19 protein-coding genes are annotated in these 19314 nt (G+C 67.4%); 8 read left to right on the top strand and 11 right to left on the bottom strand.

Annotation, left to right across the window (positions count from 1 at the left end; genetic code table 11):
• Window positions 1-5: 5 nt before the first annotated feature.
• The 6 genes from hutU to EPN29_00670 all read right to left on the bottom strand — a co-directional run bounded on the left by hutU (window position 6) and on the right by EPN29_00670 (window position 7671).
• On the bottom strand, window positions 6-1667 hold the full coding sequence (gene hutU / locus EPN29_00695) for a urocanate hydratase (protein TAN34873.1): 1662 nt from the start codon (window positions 1665-1667) through the stop codon (window positions 6-8).
• Entirely contained in the window at window positions 1664-3196 is a 1533-nt protein-coding gene (hutH, locus tag EPN29_00690) for a histidine ammonia-lyase (protein TAN34872.1), read from the bottom strand. The genes hutU and hutH overlap by 4 nt, the downstream gene beginning before the upstream one ends.
• Before the next feature lie 21 nt (window positions 3197-3217).
• Window positions 3218-3823: a hypothetical protein gene (locus EPN29_00685; GenBank protein TAN34871.1), complete on the bottom strand. Its 606-nt coding sequence runs from the start codon at window positions 3821-3823 to the stop codon at window positions 3218-3220.
• Entirely contained in the window at window positions 3750-5252 is a 1503-nt protein-coding gene (locus tag EPN29_00680; GenBank protein ID TAN34870.1) for a CYTH and CHAD domain-containing protein, read from the bottom strand. Before EPN29_00680 ends, EPN29_00685 begins: the two co-directional genes overlap by 74 nt.
• A complete protein-coding gene (ppk1, locus tag EPN29_00675) occupies window positions 5245-7407 on the bottom strand; it encodes a polyphosphate kinase 1 (GenBank protein ID TAN34869.1) in 2163 nt (720 codons plus the stop codon). Before ppk1 ends, EPN29_00680 begins: the two co-directional genes overlap by 8 nt.
• A 108-nt stretch (window positions 7408-7515) precedes the next feature.
• Window positions 7516-7671 carry a Flp family type IVb pilin gene (locus EPN29_00670; protein TAN35020.1) on the bottom strand — a complete coding sequence of 52 codons (156 nt, stop codon included), beginning with the start codon at window positions 7669-7671 and terminating at the stop codon, window positions 7516-7518.
• A gap of 192 nt (window positions 7672-7863) precedes the next feature.
• Here EPN29_00670 and EPN29_00665 point away from each other — a divergent pair, with 192 nt between their 5' ends.
• The 5 genes from EPN29_00665 to EPN29_00645 all read left to right on the top strand — a co-directional run bounded on the left by EPN29_00665 (window position 7864) and on the right by EPN29_00645 (window position 11426).
• Complete coding sequence (locus EPN29_00665) at window positions 7864-8424, top strand: hypothetical protein (GenBank protein ID TAN34868.1); 561 nt, start codon at window positions 7864-7866, stop codon at window positions 8422-8424.
• A 50-nt stretch (window positions 8425-8474) separates the two neighbouring features.
• Window positions 8475-9434: an ATP-binding cassette domain-containing protein gene (locus EPN29_00660; protein ID TAN34867.1), complete on the top strand. Its 960-nt coding sequence runs from the start codon at window positions 8475-8477 to the stop codon at window positions 9432-9434.
• Window positions 9431-10219 carry an ABC transporter permease gene (locus EPN29_00655; GenBank protein ID TAN34866.1) on the top strand — a complete coding sequence of 263 codons (789 nt, stop codon included), beginning with the start codon at window positions 9431-9433 and terminating at the stop codon, window positions 10217-10219. The genes EPN29_00660 and EPN29_00655 overlap by 4 nt, the downstream gene beginning before the upstream one ends.
• A gap of 31 nt (window positions 10220-10250) precedes the next feature.
• Window positions 10251-11003 (top strand): MerR family transcriptional regulator, encoded by a 753-nt coding sequence (locus EPN29_00650; GenBank protein TAN35019.1) that lies wholly within the window; start codon window positions 10251-10253, stop codon window positions 11001-11003.
• Window positions 11004-11228: 225 nt separating this feature from the next.
• Entirely contained in the window at window positions 11229-11426 is a 198-nt protein-coding gene (locus EPN29_00645) for a hypothetical protein (protein TAN34865.1), read from the top strand.
• A 36-nt stretch (window positions 11427-11462) separates the two neighbouring features.
• Here EPN29_00645 and EPN29_00640 read toward each other — a convergent pair whose 3' ends face one another.
• Window positions 11463-11735, bottom strand: coding sequence for a hypothetical protein (locus EPN29_00640; GenBank protein ID TAN34864.1), 273 nt, complete (start codon window positions 11733-11735; stop codon window positions 11463-11465).
• 255 nt (window positions 11736-11990) lie between these two features.
• On the opposite strand from EPN29_00640, the gene EPN29_00635 reads away from it, so the two are divergent.
• A complete protein-coding gene (locus EPN29_00635; protein ID TAN34863.1) occupies window positions 11991-12881 on the top strand; it encodes a glyoxalase in 891 nt (296 codons plus the stop codon).
• Between the two features lie 350 nt (window positions 12882-13231).
• Entirely contained in the window at window positions 13232-13627 is a 396-nt protein-coding gene (locus EPN29_00630; GenBank protein TAN34862.1) for a VOC family protein, read from the top strand.
• A 1084-nt stretch (window positions 13628-14711) separates the two neighbouring features.
• Here EPN29_00630 and EPN29_00625 read toward each other — a convergent pair.
• The 3 genes from EPN29_00625 to EPN29_00615 form a co-directional block, all read right to left on the bottom strand.
• Entirely contained in the window at window positions 14712-15635 is a 924-nt protein-coding gene (locus EPN29_00625) for a hypothetical protein (GenBank protein TAN34861.1), read from the bottom strand.
• A gap of 68 nt (window positions 15636-15703) precedes the next feature.
• A complete protein-coding gene (locus EPN29_00620) occupies window positions 15704-15895 on the bottom strand; it encodes a hypothetical protein (protein ID TAN34860.1) in 192 nt (63 codons plus the stop codon).
• A 671-nt stretch (window positions 15896-16566) separates the two neighbouring features.
• Window positions 16567-16851: a hypothetical protein gene (locus EPN29_00615; GenBank protein ID TAN34859.1), complete on the bottom strand. Its 285-nt coding sequence runs from the start codon at window positions 16849-16851 to the stop codon at window positions 16567-16569.
• Between the two features lie 152 nt (window positions 16852-17003).
• Between EPN29_00615 and EPN29_00610 the strand changes: the two genes are divergently transcribed.
• On the top strand, window positions 17004-17711 hold the full coding sequence (locus tag EPN29_00610) for an ROK family protein (GenBank protein TAN35018.1): 708 nt from the start codon (window positions 17004-17006) through the stop codon (window positions 17709-17711).
• Window positions 17712-18112: 401 nt separating this feature from the next.
• Here EPN29_00610 and EPN29_00605 read toward each other — a convergent pair whose 3' ends face one another.
• Window positions 18113-18424 (bottom strand): DUF2442 domain-containing protein, encoded by a 312-nt coding sequence (locus tag EPN29_00605; GenBank protein ID TAN34858.1) that lies wholly within the window; start codon window positions 18422-18424, stop codon window positions 18113-18115.
• Window positions 18425-19314: the final 890 nt, after the last annotated feature.

Here is a 19314-nt window from a genome sequence, read left to right as displayed (position 1 = left end):
TCCGTTCACAAACTCGCTCCGCCTCCCTGCATGGGAATGCGGATGCCGCGCTCGCGCGCCACGTCGAGAGCGCGAGCGTAGCCGGCGTCGGCGTGCCGGATCACGCCGGTGCCCGGGTCGTTGGTGAGCACGCGTTCGAGCTTGCGGGCGGCCTCCTCGCTGCCGTCCGCCACCACCACCATGCCGGCGTGGATGGACCGGCCGATCCCCACGCCGCCGCCATGGTGGACGCTCACCCACGATGCGCCGCTGGAGGTGTTGAGGAGGGCGTTGAGGATCGGCCAGTCGGCGATCGCGTCCGAGCCGTCTTGCATCGCCTCCGTCTCGCGATAGGGCGACGCCACGGAGCCCGAGTCCAGGTGATCACGGCCGATGACGATCGGCGCCTTGACCGCTCCGGTGCGCACCAATTCGTTGAACCGCAGCCCGGCCCGCGCGCGCTCTCCATAACCCAGCCAGCAGATCCGCGCCGGCAGGCCCTGGAACTTGACCCGCTGCCCCGCGGCGCTGATCCAGCGCACGAGGGCGGCGTCGTCCGAGAACTCCTCCACGATCGCGCGGTCCGTGGCCGCGATGTCCTCCGGATCGCCTGAAAGCGCGACCCAGCGGAAAGGTCCTTTGCCTTCGCAGAAGAGCGGCCGGATGTACGCGGGCACGAAGCCCGGGAAATCGAAAGCTCGGGCACTGCCGCCCAGCCGCGCCTCCGCGCGTAGGCTGTTGCCGTAGTCGAAAACCTCGGCGCCGCGGTCCAGGAACGCGACCATGGCGTCGACGTGGCGGGCCATGCTCTCACGCGCGCGCTTCACATAGGCGGCCGGGTCGTCGAGCCGCAGCTCCTGGGCATCCGCGGGCGAAAGGCCGGCGGGGATGTAGCTAAGCGGGTCGTGCGCCGGCGTCTGGTCGGTGACCACGTCGACCTCGAAGCCGCGAGCCACGAGCGCGGGCAGCACCTCGGCGGCGTTGCCGTGGAGGCCGATCGACAGCGCCCGCTTCGCCGACCTGGCCTCGCTCGCCAGCTGCAGCGCCTGCTCCAGGTCATCGGCGCGGACGTCGAGGAACCGATGCTCGAGGCGGCGCGCGATGCGGTCGGGGTCCGCCTCGACGCAGATGGCGACGCCGCCGTTGAGCGTGATCGCCAGCGGCTGAGCGCCGCCCATGCCGCCAAGGCCGGCCGTGAGCGTGATGGTACCCGCGAGCGAGCCGTCGAAGCGCTTGCGCGCGATCGCCGCGAAGGTCTCGTAGGTCCCCTGGAGGATGCCCTGCGTGCCGATGTAGATCCACGAACCCGCGGTCATCTGGCCGTACATGGTCAGGCCGAGAGCTTCGAGCCGCCGGAACTCCTCCCAGTTCGCCCACTCGGGCACCAGCATGGCGTTGGAGATGAGCACGCGCGGCGCCCACTCATGGGTGTCGAACACGCCGACCGGCTTGCCCGACTGGACGAGCAACGTCTGGTCGCCCTGCAGCCGGCGCAGCTCGCGGACGATCGCGTCGAAGGCCTCCCAGGAGCGAGCTGCGCGGCCGGTGCCGCCATAGACGACGAGGTCCTCGGGCCGCTCCGCCACCTCGGGATCGAGGTTGTTCATGAGCATCCGCATCGCCGCCTCTTGCGGCCACCCCAGGCATGTGATCGCGGACCCGCGAGGGGCGCGCACCACCCGGGTCACTGGAGAGGGCCGGTCACCGATTCCGCCGCTTCCAGGATGGCGCCGCCGCGAATCATCGCCTCGGCCGCCGCCAGCTCCGGCGCGACCACGCGGTCCGGGCCCGGCCCCTTGACCTCCCGGCGCAGCCGGTCTCGCACCGCGGCGGTCGCCGGCGCCGGCTCGAGCGGGCGGCGCAGGTCCTGGGCGCGCGCCGCCGCGACCAGCTCGACGGCGAGGATGTGAATCAGGTTGTCCAGAACGGTGCGCAGCTTCAGCGCCGCGCCCCAACCCATCGACACGTGGTCCTCCTGCATGCCCGAGGTGGGAATCGAATCCACGCTCGCCGGCGCCGCCAGGCGGCGGTTCTCGGCGACCAGCGCGGCGGCTGTGTACTGCGCGACCATGAGGCCGGAGTTGACCCCCGGCTCCTCGGCGAGGAAGGGCGGCAGGCCCTCGGAGCGATGCGGATCGAGCATGCGATCGACTCGCCGCTCCGAAATCGAGCCGACCTCGGCGGCGGCGATCGCCAGGAAGTCGGCCGCGAAAGCGAGCGGCTCGCCGTGGAAATTGCCGGTCGATTCCACCTCACCGCTCTCGAGCACGACCGGGTTGTCGACGACCGACGACAGCTCGACCTCGGCGATGCGCCGAGCGAAGTCGAGTGTGTCTCGAGCCGCGCCGGCCACCTGCGGGCTGCAGCGCACCGAGTAGGAGTCCTGTACCGCGTGCGGCGAGTGGCGGTGCGAGGCGACGACGCCCGAGCCCCGCAGCAGCCGCACCAGGTTGGCCGCGCTTGCCAGCTGGCCGGGATGGGGCCGGATCTCGTGCAGCCGAGATTGAAACGGCCGGTCGGTGCCCAGCAGGGCTTCCGCGGACATGGCGGCGGTGATGTCCGCGGTCCGGAAGCACCGCTCGGCGTCAGCGCAGGCCAGGGCCAGCATCCCGAGCATGCCGTCGGTGCCGTTGATCAGCGCCAGGCCTTCCTTCGTCTCCAGCTTGAGCGGCTTCAGCTTCGCCGCTTGCAAGGCTTGCGCCGCCGGCTTGCGGGCGCCATCCGCGTCGACGACCTCGCCCTCGCCGACGAGCGCGAGCCCGACATGAGCCAGCGGTGCGAGGTCGCCGCTGCAGCCGACGGAGCCGTGGCGCGGTACGACCGGGGTGAGCTGCGCATTGAGCAGCGCGAGCAGCGCCTCGGCCACGACCGGGCGTACTCCCGAAAGGCCCATGGAGAGCGTCCGTGCGCGAAGCAGCATCATCGCCCGCACGACCTCGTCATCGACCGGAGGCCCCATGCCGGCGGCGTGGGAACGGATGAGGGCCAGCTGCAGGTCAGGCTGTCGCAGCGGGGCGACGCGGGTGCCGGCGAGCGCGCCGAAGCCGGTGGACACGCCGTAGACGGGCTCGCGCGAAAGCGCCGCGCGCTCGACGCGGCCCCGGCTGCGCTCCATCCTGGTGCGCGCCGCCGCCGCCAGGGCGACCTTTTCGCCGTGGCGGGCCACGGCCACGACCTGGCTTTCGGCCAGAGCGGTGCCACGCAGCGTGACCGTCACGCCTGCAAGGCTAACCTGCCCTCACGCCGCTGGGATGAAGCGAGCGCGCACCGGGGCGCCGTCTTCGATCTCGACGACCCAGGTCGATCCCTTCTCCAACCCGCCCATGCCGGCCTTGACGACGTGGCGCCTGACGAGCTCCTCGACGAGCTCCCAGACGATGTCGCCATGCGTGGACAGGACCGCCTGGTCGAGCCTTGGATCGCCCAGGAATTGCATCGCGCCCGTCAAACCGTGGCCCTCGGCGAGGGAGGCCGTCGGTTGTGGCGCGATGTGGCGCGCCTGCGCCAGCGGCTCGACGGTCTGGACGCAGCGCAGGAACGGGCTGGTGAAGATCGCGGTGATCGGGAACGCTTGCAGGGTCGAGACCAGCTCCTGGGCTTGCTTGACGCCTTTCTTGCTCAGCGGCCGGTTGCGATCGTCCCCGGTCCAATGGCCCCGGCTCCCCGCCTTGGCATGTCGGACGACGTAAAAGGTCGGCACCCGCGCGTCTAAATCTAGAGGTGCGCCCGGCGCGCGCCCGGCGTCATGTGCGCCCGGCGCGCGCCCGGTGTCAGGGCATCCACTGGCGCAGGGGCTTGCGGTCGAGCGACCGCCACGCCTTGGGCCACTTCGCACGCGCTGCATCCGCCGCCAGGTGCTCCATCGCGATGAGCTCGCCGGCGACGAAGGCGCGGCGCCCGGTCACGCGCACGGTGCGAAGCCACGTCTGCGCCGTGATGCTGTCCTGGTGCTCGCCGAGGACGGTCTGGAGCTTGGCCGCCGCCCGCGCGAATGTGGAAGTCGCGGGGCCGGCCACCGGCGCCACCGCCTCCGCCGCGTATCGCGCGCGCTTGGCCAGGATGCGGATGCGGTGCAGCTCCGGGTCGGCCGGTGTGCCGGGCAGCCGGCGGACGGCGGCACGCAGCCGCCGCCACGGGCCGGTCGCCAGGAGCGGAAGGACCATGGACGCGGGCTGGTCGGCGTCGGGCAGCGCGGCCGGCGCATGAGCCGCCGCCACCAGGCGCTCGAGCAGGTCGACGTAGCGCACCGAGCCCAGCTCGCCCAGCATCTTCTTCCTCAGATCCTCGATCTCAGATTCGAGGATCTGAAGCAGGGAAGCCGCGGACCTCGAATCGCTTGACGGAAGCAACTCCGCGCGCTCGCGCAGCCTGCCGAGCAGCACTTCGCGGTCGCGCACCACGCCCAGGCCGAGCGCGAGCCAGGCCAGCTCGGACCGCAGCGGATCGCTCCATTCGGCGGCGAGGAGGGGGCCGAACGTGCGCAGGTTCGAGCGGAGCCTGCGGGTCGCCACGCGAGCCTGGTGCACCGCCTCCGGGTCACCGCTGGTGCGCACACGCGGATCGTGATGGAGCAGGGCGGCGACCGGCTCCGCGAGGATGCCTCGAATCACGTCGCGGGCCGGCGCGTCCGCCCGCACCGGCTCCGCCGCGACCTCGGGAGGCTCCATGGCGCGCGGCCCAAGGGCGCGGATGTGCTTGGGCGTGGGATCCGGCGCGCCGGCGCCGGCGCCGCGCAGCCGGGCGACCAGCGATTCGATGATGCCGTTGCCTCCATCCTCCTCGCCCATGACCTCGACCTCGAGCTCTCTGAAGCGAGCGGCGACCCGGCGCCCGTCCCGCACCGACACCTCGTCGTCCACGACTTCGGCGACACCGGCCCCAGCGGCGTCGACGAGCCTGACCCGACGGCGCAGCGTCGACAGGCGCGCGACCGGGACGAGGTCTGCATGGCGCACGTAAGCACGCACCACGGCGACCGCGGCCTCGGGCGGCCTCTTCGCCCCGCCGGGGAAGTTCAGCTCGTCGCGCTCGAGGATGCTGAGCGGGCTGGACGCGGAGGACGGCGCCGGCGCCAGCTTCAAAGTCCAGCCCTGCCCCGCGCGATGCCGTAGGGACACGCCCCAGCGCGCGAGCCGGAGGTCGGGAGTGTCGTAGTAGACGGTCTCGAGCCGGACGGCATCCGGAGCGGTGACGGCAAGGCCGTCGACGACTCCGCTCAGGTCGGGGAGGTGGAACGCGGGGCCGGCCCCGAGCTTCACCTCGCGCTCAAGCATGCGGGACGCCGTTGACCACCCCGTTACCCCGAGCGCTCTCCAGCGCAAGCTCCTGGAACTTCCTGTGCGAGTTGAGGCTGCGAACGGTAGGCACGCGCCGCCACGACCCGTCCGGGCCGAGCTCCCACGCAAGGACGTCGTCGGAGAGCGAGATGTCCAGGATCTGGCTGAGCCGCGCGCGCAGCTTGGGATCGTCGACCGGGACGACCGCTTCGACGCGGCGGTCGAGGTTGCGCGGCATGAGGTCGGACGAGCCGAGGTAGTACTCGGGCTGCCCGCCGTTGCCGAAGGAGAAGATGCGCGAATGCTCGAGGAAGCGGCCGACGATCGAGCGCACCCTGATGCGCTCGGACAGCCCCGGAACGCCCGGGCGCAGCGAGCACATGCCGCGGACGATGAGGTCGATCTGGGCGCCCGCCTGTGATGCGGCGTACAGCGCATCGATGATCTCCGGGTCGATCAGGTTGTTGACCTTGATGATGACCCGGCCGCCCGCCGCGCCCTCACGCTCGATCAGCTGGGTGATGCCCGCGCGCAGGCTCGTCGGCGCGACCAGCAGCTTGCGATAGCGGCGCTGCCGGCTGTAACCGGTGAGCAGGTTGAACAGCTCGGTGACGTCGGCGCCGAGGTCGGCGTCGGCGGACAGCAGGCTCACGTCCTCGTAGGCATGGGCCGTGCTCGGGTTGTAGTTGCCGGTGCCGACGTGGAGGTAGTGCTGTATGTGCCTGCCTTCGCGCCGCACCACCAGCGTCACCTTGGCGTGCGTCTTCAGGCCGAGCAGGCCGTAGACGACGTGGACGTTGGCCTCCTCGAGCGCTCTCGCCCACGTGATGTTGGCCTGCTCGTCGCCGCGCGCCTTGAGCTCGACCAGCGCCACGACCTGCTTGCCTGATTCCGCCGCGCGGATGAGGGCGCGCACGATGGGACTCCCAGGCCCCGAAGTCCGGTACAGGGTCTGCTTGATGGCGAGCACGTTGGGGTCGCTTGCCGCATGGTCGATGAACGCCTCGACCGATGTGGCGAAGGAGTCGTACGGGTGGTGGGCCAGCAGGTCGCCTGAGCGCAGCGCCGCGAACAGGTCGGGGATCTCGGCGGCCAGGCCGCGAAGTCGCGGTTGGGTCGTTGCCGTCCACGGCTCTTCCTTCAGGTCCGGGCGGTCGAGCTGAGACAGCGCGACGACGCTGCCGAGATCGAGCAGACCGTCGGTCTGGTACACGTCGGCGGGCTGCAGCTCGAGCTCGCGCGTGAGCAGCTCGAGGACTTCGGGCGACATCCCGGGGTCGACCTCGAGGCGGACCACCCGCGCGTGCCGGCGCCGCCGCCGCAGTTCGGTCTGGATGGCGGCGAGCAGGTCCTCGGCGTCGCTGTCGACGTCGTCGAGGTCACCGTCGCGCGTGACGCGGAAGGGATGGTGGGCCACCACCTCCATGCCCGGGAACAGCGCCTGGAGGTGGATGGCGATGACGTCCTCGAGCGGCACGTAGCGCCGGCCTTCGGCCAGGGCGATGAAACGCGGCAGGACGGGCGGCACCTTGACGCGCGCGAATCGCTGCTGGTGGCGCTGAGGGTCGCGGACCATCACGGCCAGGTTGAGGGACAGGTGTGAGATGTATGGGAACGGGTGACCGGGGTCGACCGCCAGCGGCGTGAGCACCGGGAAGATCTGCTGGCGGAAGACGGTGTGGAGCTGGCTGAGCTCCTTCTTGCTCATCTCATCGGAGCGCACCAGCGCAATGCCGGCGTCCGCCAGCGCGGGGATCAGCTCACGGTTGAACAGGCCGGCCTGGCGGGCGACCAGGCCTTCGACGCGGGTTCGAATCGAACGGAGCTGCTCGAGCGGCGACATGCCGTCCGGTGAAGCCACGGCCACGGCGGCCAGGACCTGCTCCTTGAGGCCGGCCACCCGGACCTGGAAGAAGTCGTCGAGGTTCTGGCTGAAGATGGCCAGGAACCGGACGCGCTCGAGCAGCGGGAGCCGGGCGTCCCCGGCCATGGCCAGAACGCGCTCGTCGAAATCCAGCCGTGAGAGCTCGCGGTTGAGGTAGCGAGGGCTCTCAAGGGCCGGAAACGGGCCTGTTGGCTCTGGGTCTGCCTGGACTCCCACCACCACGCCACGAAGATTAGCGGTTGCGTACGGGGCCCTGGCCGGCGCCAGGTCAAGGTCGCGGGCGCCTCTTGATGCTAGCGATAACCGATCCCAGTGCCCGTTTCCGGGAAAAGCGCGGGCCGGGCTTGCCTGCCGGCCCGCGCGGACGGAGCCCGGTCAGCCCAGAGCGGCTACGACATTGGAGAAGACGTTGGCGATCTGGTTCCCCATGGTTAAAAGAATGACGATGACCACGATGGAAACGAGAACCAGGATCAGCGCGTACTCGACCATTCCCTGGCCGCTCTGCCGGCGGTCAGCCGGCAACAACATGCGCCGCATCTCCTTACCTCCTTTCTCGCTGCGCGAGCGCTTGCACCATACAGTGCACAACGCCCGCCTTCACCTTTCCTTCAACTTTTACTCAAACATGACGTGTGAACTTTTATTAAGGCCCTGCGGTCATCATTGCCCACGCATTCGGACTCGCGGGCGCCTGATCGCCCCGATCCAAGGGGGCGCTGAGTGCTCCGCCTGATCGGCCTCGTCCTGCCTCTCGGCCTGGACACGTTCGCGGTGGCGGCGGCGCTCGGCATGACGGGACTTGGCGGCCGGCAGCGCCTGCGGTTCGGCCTGCTGTTCGCCGCGTTCGAAGGCGGCATGCCTCTTGCCGGCCTGGCCATGGGCGCCGCCCTCGGCCGTCAGGTCGGCAACCTGGCCGACTACATCGCGATCGTCGCGCTCGTGGGCCTCGGCGCGTACATGCTCCGGTCAGGCGACGAAAAGGAGGAGGCGCGGGTCCAGCGGCTCGTGACCTCGACGGGGGCAGCCACCATCGGGCTCGGTCTCAGCATCAGCATGGACGAGCTGGCTATCGGCTTCACGCTCGGGCTCGTCCACGTCTGGGTGGGCGCCGCCGTCGTCCTGATCGCGATCCAGGCTTTCGTGGTCTCGCAGATCGGATTCCAGCTGGGCAGGCATGCCGGCGAACGCTTTCGCGACGGCGCGGAACGGCTGGCCGGCGTCATCCTGATCGTTCTCGCCGCACTGCTCCTGCTGTCGAAGTCCGTGCCCCTCCCCGTCTAGTCGCCAACCGCTTGACATTGACCTAGGGTCAAGGTTGCAGCATGTGTCGCATGAGCACGCTGATCAGGAACGCGACAGGTAAAGCGGTTTCCGTAAACGGACTGCGCAAGTCGTACGGCGGAAAGGCCGTACTCGAGGGCGTCGACCTCAGCATCGGCGAGGGCGAGGTCTTCGGACTGCTCGGTCCGAACGGAGCGGGCAAGACCACCATCGTGCGGATCCTGTCCACCCTGGTCCCGGCGGACGCCGGCACGGCCAGTGTCATGGGCTACGACTTACGCGGCGAGGCCGGCGCGGTGCGCTCGGTGATCGGGGTCACCGGGCAGTTCTCCGCGGTCGACGATCTGCTGACCGGAGAGGAGAACCTGCTTCTCATGGGCCGCCTGCTCCACCTGCCGGCAACCGAGCGGCGGGCGAGGGCCGCCGAGCTGCTGGAGCGCTTCGACCTCGTCGAGGTGGCGAGGCGGACCCCGGCCACCTACTCCGGCGGCATGAAGCGCCGCCTTGACATCGCGATGACGCTCATGGGCCGGCCGCGGCTGATCTTCCTCGACGAGCCGACCACGGGCCTGGACCCGCGCAGCCGCCACACCATGTGGCGTCTCATCCGCGATCTGGCCGCGGAAGGCGTCACCATCCTCCTGACCACGCAGTACCTGGAGGAGGCCGACCAGCTCGCCGATCGCATCGCTGTGCTGGACCGGGGCCACATGGTCGCCGAGGGCACACCGCAGGAGCTCAAACGGCGCATCCCCGGCGCGCACATCCTGCTGCGCTTCGCCGACGCCGCCTCGCTCGACGCTGCCGCCCGAGCGCTGCGCGAGGGCTCACGCGACGACAACGAGCTGCTGCTGCGGGTACCCAATGAAGGCGGCGTTCGATCGTTGCGCGACGTGCTTGAACGTCTCGGAGACGACGTCGCCGTTGAAGACCTGTCCATCCACACGCCGGATCTCGACGACGTGTTCTTCGCCCTGACCGGCAACCCTTCCCAGGAGCGGAACCGATGACCGCACCGACCATGGCCATCCAGGACGCCACCACGATGCTCGGGCGAGAGCTCAAGCACACTCTCCGGTTTCCCCTGCTGCTCGTCAGCACCGTCCTGGTGCCGGTTGTATTCCTCCTCTTGTTCGACGACATCCTGGGCGGGACGATCGGGCACGGGCTCGGCGATGCGGCGCACGGTGCACCGTACGTTGACTTCCTGGTGCCCGGCATCATCCTGTTGACGATCGCGGGGAGCTGCGGGCCCACCGCGATCAGCGTGCACCTGGACATGTCCGGGGGCATCATCGACCGGATCCGCGCGATGCCGGTCACCCGCGGCGCGCTGCTGGCCGGGCATGTCGGCGGCAACGTGCTCCGAACGCTCCTCGCCACCACGCTCGTCATCGGGGTGGCGCTGCTGGCCGGCTTCCGGCCAAGAGCCTCGGTCACGGACTGGCTCGCTGTCATAGGCATCGTCGCGGCATTCTCCTTCGCCCTGGCCTGGCTGTCCGCGGCCCTCGGCCTGGTCGCCAAGACCGTCGCCGGGGCGAATGGCTCAACTTTGCCCATCGCGTTTCTGCTGCCCTTTCTGTCCAGCACTTTCGTGCCGGCCGATTCGATGCCGGTCGGAGTGCGCTGGTTCGCGGCGCACCAGCCGTTCACCCCGGTGGTGGAGAGCCTGCGCGCCCTGTTGAGCGGCGCGCCCGCCGGCAGCACCGCGCATCTGGCCCTGGCCTGGTGCGCGGCCATCGCGCTGGCCGGGTACGTGTGGGCCCAGGTCGCGTTCCGCCGTGGCACCCGGTGACATGACGAACAGGTCGACGGCCGACCGGCGCATGATCACCATCGGCCAGCTCGCCGCCTACGCGGGAGTCACCATCAAGGCCGTCCGCCATTACCACCAGCGCGGCCTGCTCGAGGAGCCGCCGCGTGACTCCTCTGGCTACCGGCGCTACTCCGCCCAGCATGCGATCGCCCTGATCAAGATCAGAACTCTCGCCGAGGCCGGCGTACCGCTTGCCCGCGTCAAGGAGCTGCTCGCCGTCGACCCCGACCGGTTCGTCGCGGCGATGGTCGAGATCGACCGCAATCTGCGAGCAAGAGCCGACGAGCTCCTGCGCACCCGGGAGCGGATCGCCCGGCTGAGCGCCGGGGACCGGTTATTCGTTTCCGCCGAGGTCGCCGACTACCTCGAACGGCTGCTCGAGCTTGGCGTGAGCCGGCGGTCGGTGCAGATGGAGCGCGACGGCTGGATCCTGATCCAATCGGTCGCACCGAAGCAGGCGGCCACCTGGATAGCCGACAAGCGCGACGCGCTCAGCGATCCGGAGTTCCGCGCCATGTACCTCGAGTACGACGCGGCGTTCGACTGGTCCCCTGACGACCCACGGCTCGACGCGCTGGCCGACCGCACCCAGCGGTGGCTGGCCGGCCGGTCCCGAAAGCCGAAAGGCGGGGAACGGTCAATCCAGGATCCAGCGATCGCCCAGCTGATCGCGAGGTCGGGGGGCGCGTCGTCGCCGGCCTGGGACCGGCTCGCCGAGATCGCGAGTGAACGCCTCTCCATCAAGCCGAAAGCCCGCTCGTAAAGGTCGAGCGCTTTGTCCCGCCTCCAAGACGGCGTCGCGCTCCGTCAGCTCCAGGCGCGCGAGCTCAGTCGGCCTCGGTGAACACGATCTCGTCTGGGCTGATCGGGTGGCCGTGCAGATCCGCGGTGACCGCGAGTCGGCCTGGCGGTGTGTCCGGGAGGAAGGCCCCGGCCAGACCACGCCGGCGCGTTCCTGGTGCCAGGTGAGTCCCCTGTCCTCGCTTGCGTGAAGGCTGTAGGCGACGATCTTCGAGGCCAGGCCCTGGATCGCCTCCTGGCCAATCGGCAGCTGGGAGCGCTGCTGGACGAAGGCCGCGATCATCGGATGACGATCGGCGATGCCTTCGACTGGGAGTTGAATCGAAGCGTCATCGAGCGCCAGGTCCTCGACGAGGCAGCGGCGAGTGACACGCAGCTCTGCTGAGCCGCTGCTGCTTTCAGCCACGCATTGGGGCGGGAATCAGCGGTACTGGTCGAGGTCGGCAGCCAGGTCCGCAGCCAACTTGCGAGCCCCCGACTCCAAGACGTTGGTGATCGCCTTCAGGTCCCCCGAAGCTACTGCGCGCTGCGACGCCGCGAACACACCCGCCAGTTTCTCGCGATGGTTGTGCATGTACTCGGCCACGGCGATATGGATGACGTCGGCCGGTGAACCCCCGTGCAGCTCAGCCAAGAGCCGGATCGGCGGTACGTCGCTCTCGAAGACGCGGACGGGCTTGGTTCGGACGGCCATTGCAGTAACAATGCGTCACGGTTACAGCCTCCATAGGAGAGGTGGGCTCTGCGGCTGTCCTCGAACTGATGTCGCCACCTGACCAAGGACCTGAGGCGGTCGCCGATTAATGCGACGGACGCTCGTCGAGTTGGCGCGCTGGGGCCTTGTCGGCGCGGCAGGATCTCATCCGCACAGGTGCTCCGGGAGCCTGGCGCAAGTTCCCAAGCTCTCGAAGAAATAAGCCGAGCCTTCTCCCGAGTTCCACTGGATTAGATGAAGGTCCAGTCGATCGCAGCAGCCACCGGAATGGGTGCCGTGGACATTGCGGTCACCGACTCAGACCGCGCCCTCCGTTTCTATCGCGATTACGTCGGCCTCACGGCGCTTCCCGGCGAAGGACCCGAGATCCGCATGGGCGCCGCCGCGCGGCCGCTCGTGGTTCTCCATCCGGGTGCTGAGCGACCGGTCGTGCCGCGGGCGTCGGGGCTCTACCACTTCGCCATCGTCGTCCCCGACCGGCGCGAGCTGGCTCGCGTCATCGGCCGGCTTGCTCGACTCCGCTGGGACCAATACCCGACCGACCATGTAATGACGAAGGCGAATTACCTCTGGGATCCCGATGGCAACGGGATCGAGATCTACACCGAGTCGCCCGAGGACGGGACCATGGGTTTCGCCAACGGGTCATGGTTCGTGCGGGACAAGGACGGGCGCGAGCGGTCGGGGCGCGACCCCATCGACCTGAAGGAGCTCTTCAGTCACCTTCAGCCCGATGACAGCCTCGACCTGCCGATGCCCGGTGGCACCAGGATGGGCCACATCCACCTGCAAATGGCCGACGTTGAGGCCGCGATCCGTTTCTACCATGACGTCGTCGGCTTCGACGTCATGGGCCATATCCCTGGCGTGGGCTTCCTGTCGGCGGGCGGCTACCATCACCACCTTGGTCTGAACGCCTGGGTGGGGCAGGGCGCTCGTCCCGCTCCAGCCGGTTCGGCGGGCCTCCGCCGTTTCACCGTCGAGCTTCCGACGAAGTCCGATCTCGAAGATGTCGTCGGCCGCCTCGAGCACGCCGAGGTCCGAGTTGCCGAAGAGGAAGGCGGCTTCGGCGCGGTGGACCCATCGGCGAACCGGGTGCTCTTCAAGGTCGGAGCGGAAAGCTAGTTGCGTCGACTTCGCGAGGTGGGCATCTAGTCGACCGCGGTTAGGACCCTCCGGCCGCGGCCGTGGCCCATCTGGGTGGCCGCGTGCGCGGCGGCCGCCTGGTGCAGCGGGAACGTCTCCGCCACCTGGGGCTTTGAGAGCCCCCGTTTCGCGAGGTGGGCATCTAGTCGTCCTTCTGGGCCGACGGTACCGCCGTAAGCGGCACGCCGCCGCTGCGCAAAAGCTGGTCCGTCCGCAGCGGACAAGGAGATGAGATCGTTGCACTCCTGAGATCCGTCAGAAATGGAGAAGCAATCACGGCGCGGGGGATCTAGCGTGAAGGGCATCAACCCGGTGACAGGAGGAAACCGATGAAGATCAAGCTGACCACCATTTACGTAGACGACCACGACAAGGCGCTGCGCTTCTATACCCAGGTGGCTGGCTTCGTGAAGAAGGCGGACGTATCACAAGGGGGCTATCGCTGGCTCACCGTGGGGTCGCCTGAAGAGCCGGATGGCACCGAGCTGCATCTCGAGCGCAACGACAACCCCGCGGCCAAGGCCTACCAGCAGGCGCTCTTCCAGCAGAGCCAGCCCGCGGCAATGTTCTACACGGACGACATCCAGCGCGACTACGAGCGGATGAAGGCGGCCGGCGCCGAATTCAAGATGCCGCCGACCAAAGTGACAGGCTCGACCATCGCCCAGGCGAATGACACGTGCGGCAACCTGATCCAGATCACGCAGCTGAACCACCGCAACTAGTCGTACCGAACCGTCGTCAGCGGGGGTCGCGCCACGACATCCCACGTCTCGGATGGCGCGGCCCGCCGCCCTCTCTATTCGACCTCCACCTCTCGGATGAAAGTGCCATGGGACCTGACCGCCCATCAGGCACAACGCCCTTCACATGTAGGGTTACTTGGTCCGGAAGGAGCACCTATGTCTGGGACGAGAATTGATCGATTGCTCGGAAGTAGGACTGCCAACAGTCTCCATTGCCGAGGCTGGGGCTATCGGTTGCGAGAGCTGCTATAGGCGCCGCAGTGATTCGTGGCGGAAGAGCTCCGGGTCGCGTAGTGGTGCCAAGTGCCGGGCCCGAAGGCTCAGTGCGCGGGGCAGACCCGCAGCTCTGGGCGGCGACACGGGCGGCCCCCCCAGACAGGCAGGCTATTCGCGGCTGGGCGACGCTCCGTAGCGTGCAAATCCGATCTCAAGAAGGTCGAAAGCGCGCTTGGCCACGCTTCGCCTCCGTGCAGGCGTGGTTTCGTGCTCTGCCGCGGCCGCCGCGACCCGGATTGCACCGGTAAGCGCAGCAGCGACCACGCGGGGCTCCGGATCACTGCGCGTGGCCCCCACGCTCTCGGCGATAACTTCGGCTATGCGGTCCTCCCATCGGTTCCAACGCTCTCGGAGGCGGGCACGAACCGAAGGGTGACGGAGCAGATCGACCATCTCGACGGAAACGGACCGCTTGGTCGATCGACCCACCTGCTGTGAATCGCTGCCGCGTAGGAGAACATGTCGGATGGCGACGACGATGGGCTGTCGCCGGTCACGCTCGCGAATGGCGCGAACCAACTCCTCGATTCGGTCGTCTCCACGGCCGAGAAACACGTCGTCCTTGCTTTCGAAATTGGCTCGAGGTCGAGGTTCCAGTTGATGCCGAAGCGGTCGCTCAGCCAGGCCCCGGCACCGCCCCACGGGCCCTCGGTCAGCGGCTACCTACAGTCCCACACTGGTTGGAGCAGTCCGGCGTGACCTCCGGCGTGCTGAGCAGCCTGCCTTTCGGCACAGCCTCGATCGCGATGCCATCGTGGCTGCCCCCGTGCCCGACGCCGTGAGCGCGCTAACAATGCGATCGGTTGGCGTGCGCAACCGCCCGCACCGCGCCGGCTGTGTTGACCGCGGCCAGAATCAGGCCGGCCCAGAAGAAGAGGAGCCCTATCGGGCCGAACATGGGCCAACCGATCGTGCGGCCCAGCTCGAACGTGGCCAGGCTGAACATCCCCAGAGGGAAAACCGTGCTCCAGCGCAGCGGGTCGTAAGTGAGGCTCGTCCCGCGCCACCGTACGCCAACGAGCTCCGCCACACATAAGTAGGGTACCCAGGCAGCCCCACCCAGCCAGGTCGCCACCGCAAGCCCGGCCGTCAGCGGCCCGTCCACAGTTGAGGCAACCGTCGAGATCGCCAGGGCGCCCATCGTGATCCAGTAATCGGGGGTCATGCCTGATGCGCGTACCTCATGTCGCGCGAGGCGGCGCAGGATGAGCGCGATCAGACCGACATAAAGAGTCAGGCCCAAGGCCCAGAGGCCGACGCCGACGTCGAGGATCGCACCGCCCCCAAGCTGCCTCGCGACAGAGCCGGCCAAGATCGACAGCGATTGTGTCGCCACCACGGCGAGCAACCAGGAGCCCCTGATCGACCGCGCGGCCCATCCCCCGGATTGACCCAGGACGAGATTGACAGAGGCGGCGGCGGCCGCCACCCAGCCTGTGATCGCGAGAACGCCGAAGACCAATGGCGCAGCCGGCCAAAGGCCGGCAAGGCGATCTCCAAGTACGCCGCAGGCGGCGACCCAGGTGAATAGAACCAGCGCGAAGTGCGGATCGGACTTGCTGGACAAAATCGATCTACGGCGGCGGCCGGCGCGCCACAAGTCGCTCGCCACCAGAGCCAAGAAGGAGACAACCGCCAGAGCCAAGAGGACCCCAGACAGCGCAGCCTGGCCCTCGACCTGGGCGGCCGTGGAAAGAATTCCGGCGGCCATGACAGGGCTGAAATCACGAAGGCGATCCGATTCGACTCGCCGGACCGCCGGTCCGGCCGTGACGGGCGCTATTCTTCGGCTCGCGCGGCTTTCTCGCGGCCGCGGCCGGAAACGTTCGTCAGGTCGTCCACCCGGCCCATGAGCCAATAGTCCCCATCTTCGTCGACGCGAGCCCCGTCGCCGGTGAAGTAGACGCCGGGGAAGCGTTCCCAGTATGTCTTCCGAAAGCGCTCAGCATCTTTGTACAGGCCGCGCAGCATAGCCGGATATATGGAGTCTTGATCACCGGGTGTCCCGCAGATCGTGATTGAAATGCGCACTCGGTTGTCAACGCACGGTGAAGAAGGCGGCCGTGAGTCAGGCCGCGGGCAGATCCCCGCACGAGATGCTCGGGCCGTTGACTGGAGCGGTCAAGTCTGGGCCGTGGTGGACGTTGACGTACCAGCCTCCCGCCGGGACCGCGTACTCAGCCGGCACCTGGCTGACCACCGTTGCCGCGCCCGAGGAATCCGCAATCACCTGACTCAAGGCGTAGGCGATGCCACCGGGTTTCGCGCATGAACCGGCGTGGACGTGGGAGATATGACTGGAACCGGGGGCCATTCCCGTGAGCTTTATGGTGATGGTAAACGCCCCGGAACCCTTGACGACCTGGCCGGTACCCGATACGCCGCTGTTGTTCGCTCACGGTCCCGAACTCTGCGAACTTCCGTCCCGAAATCGCCGAAACGATCGGTTTCAATTCCAAAGTTCTAAAGGAGCCATGTGTTCCGTCCAGATTTGAAGCGTTTTTCCGACGGTTTGCTACTTGAACTACTACATGGGCAAGGTTTCAGCAGGGCGCGCCGCGCTTGCTTTCCGACGATCTCAACAACCCGCTGCTGTCTTTGCCCCAACTGGTTTCGACAGAGCGCCACTTGCCCAGTACCTGTTAATGGCAAACGTAACCGGCGCCGCTTTCGCCCGCCTCGGCTGGGATAACGTTCGCCGGCCAGCAGACCACTCCGCCGGCGGCGAGGTTGAGCGCATGAAGGTCGAGATTGTCCGCAGCGTTGACGTAGTCGCTGCCAGGCTGTTGCACTGTGCGAATCGATGCATCTACCCGGTCGATGAATTGTTGGGTCGCTGCCTTCAGATTCGCCGCTGGCTGACTGATCGCCTCAGGTGCTGGCGTGTTGGTCAGATCTCGCAGCAGCGAAACAGCTGTGGAGCGCATGTCTCGCAACCCGGCAACGCAGAGTTCTCGTGTCTTGCAAGGAACTTCGTGATGCCGCAGTCGGTTCTTACGGCTCCATCGGTATTGAGTGCGCCCATGTCGCCATTCACCCACCGATTGTCGGTGTGGGCAGTCTATGCTCCGGTTCGACTTTGGACATCCTCGTAATCGATGTCGGTGGCACCCATGTCAAAGCGCTCGCCACGGGTCGCAGGAAGCCTCTCGAGATTCGATCCGGTCCGAAGATGACTGCAATCGAGATGGTGCGACAGGTTCAAGACGGAACTGCCGGATGGCGATACTCGGTCGTGGCGATTGGCTACCCCGGACCGGTTCTGCATGGCAAGCCGGTAAGCGAGCCGGTCAACCTGGGAGGCGGATGGGTCGGGTTCGACTTCGCGAAGGCGTTTGGCCATCCCGTGCGCGTGATCAACGACGCCGCAATGCAGGCTCTGGGAAGTTACAAGGGCGGCCGCATGCTCTTCCTCGGGCTGGGCACGGGACTCGGCTCGGCGCTCATCGTCGACGGTCAGCTCGAGCCGATGGAACTTGCCCACCTGCCTTACAAGACTGGCCAGACATATGAGGACCGGGTTGGCAAGGCGGCATTGGACCGACTGGGCAAGAAGAAATGGCGCCGCAATGTCGCGGCCGTGCTCACTCGATTGCGAGCCGCCCTAGAACCCGACGATGTTGTCGTCGGCGGCGGTAACGCAAAGTTCCTACGCAAGTTGCCGAAGGGCGTGCGGCTCGGCTCCAACGCAAATGCAATCGCCGGCGGCTATCGACTGTGGAAGGCTATGCCTAAACGCACACGAAACCGACCCGGACTAACAGCCGGTCGAACTCGTCCGCGCTGAACAGGCTGCGGCTGATCCGTGACGAGTGGCCGGTCGCCTTCCGCGTGTACCGCTCGCCCTACGGCGGCGAGTGTCGCGGTGTAGCCAGACCCACCTTCAGTGTCGGCCGAATCGCTCTCCTGCTCTTACACACCGGTTTCAAACGGGGTGGTCGCCCTGGTTCCCCAGTTAGCCCAGGATCCGACGTGTACCCAACGTCCGCGAAGCAGTGAGGATGGGTTAGCACAGCAGGCTTCGGTCGCACAGCAGCTCGCGGTAGCGGAACCAACCTCAGGTAGCCGAGCGACTTTTTGGTGGGGGCGATGCGATACGTTTTGGATTCAAGTTTTGGTCGGGGTGACGGGACACTATTTGAACCCCTCACGGCGTTCGAACAAATCGGTGCTCGAGTTGCTCCGCGGTTACGCAACGGTCAGCGGATGCTTGCGCGCTTCCTCATCGAGGGCTTCCGGGGCCATGTCCAGTCCATCCGGCCACGCGATCGTCGCGGTTTCCGGATCGACCTCGACCTGAGCATAGTAAGCAGGATCGGTGAGCGGTTCGAATACACCGGTCCAAGTCCGGCCCGAGAAGTCGGCATCGCCGACTGTCCCGTCAGGAGCCGGAGCCGATAGTCGGGTCCAAGGCGCCGGCCAGAAGCTCGCCCGCCCCACAACCGACACCGAGGCGCGCGATCCTCCGTGGTGGGCATGGAAATCCTGGCGCGAGAGCATCGAATATCGGCCGTCGGAGTTAGTTAGACTCCGACGGACGTGGCTAAGCATCGAATGGAGGCCCACCCGTGAGGATTCTCCGAAATTCCCTCCTGATCGTTCCGCTACTTCTGGCCGCCTGCAGTGCCAACGGCTCGGGACAGAGTCCGACAGCGACCCAAGGATCGGCAGGGAGTCACGGACCAGTCGGCACCTGGATCAGCTCCACGTCCGTCTCCGTCGTGGTCGTAACCAAATGTGTTAATTGCGGCAATATGGTTTTCGACCAACCTGGTGGACGAGACACGCCCCTCTGCACTGATGTAGCGGCCACCGCAACTTGGCCGACGCAGGTAGAAATGGATGTCCGCCCCGGCTCAGACGCCGGCCATGTCGACGTAACCCTCACTTTCCACACGAGCGGTAGCACTGCCTCGATGTTGAGGAACTGCGGATTCACGCACGACAACGCCAATCCCGCTTCCGGGGCGGACTTCTTCGGTGACGCGAATTTGTCATACCAACTCACCGGCACGGTTGGGTCCGCGACGTTCTTAGGGCTACTCGGTCCGGGTGGTACGCCAGTAGGCAGTTTCCAAAGATCGGGCAATAGCATGACCGGTTCGTTCACAGGGTTCACGCATGGCGCGAATGTCTCCGCAGGCACAAATCCGGTGTATCACACAGAACCGGGCTCGTTCACCGTGAACCTGCAAACCTGACCGCGGCGGCGAGCCGCATATTGGGATGTATGAGTTAAGTCGACTGGTTCGGCCAAAGCCCCCAGCCGCCCCTCATCGAACCGGACATCAGGTTCTCCTCATCCGGCTGTGGGGTTCAAAAAGTTGGTCACGCAGACGCCTCGCTACGTGGAGTTCGGAGAACTGAGGCGGGGGCTGGCTCATTGGCGC

Source organism: bacterium (assembly GCA_004299235.1).
GTDB lineage: Bacteria > Chloroflexota > Dormibacteria > Dormibacterales > Dormibacteraceae > SCQL01.
Note: the sequence above shows the minus strand (reverse complement) of the source record. Positions and strands in the feature narration are given on the sequence as shown.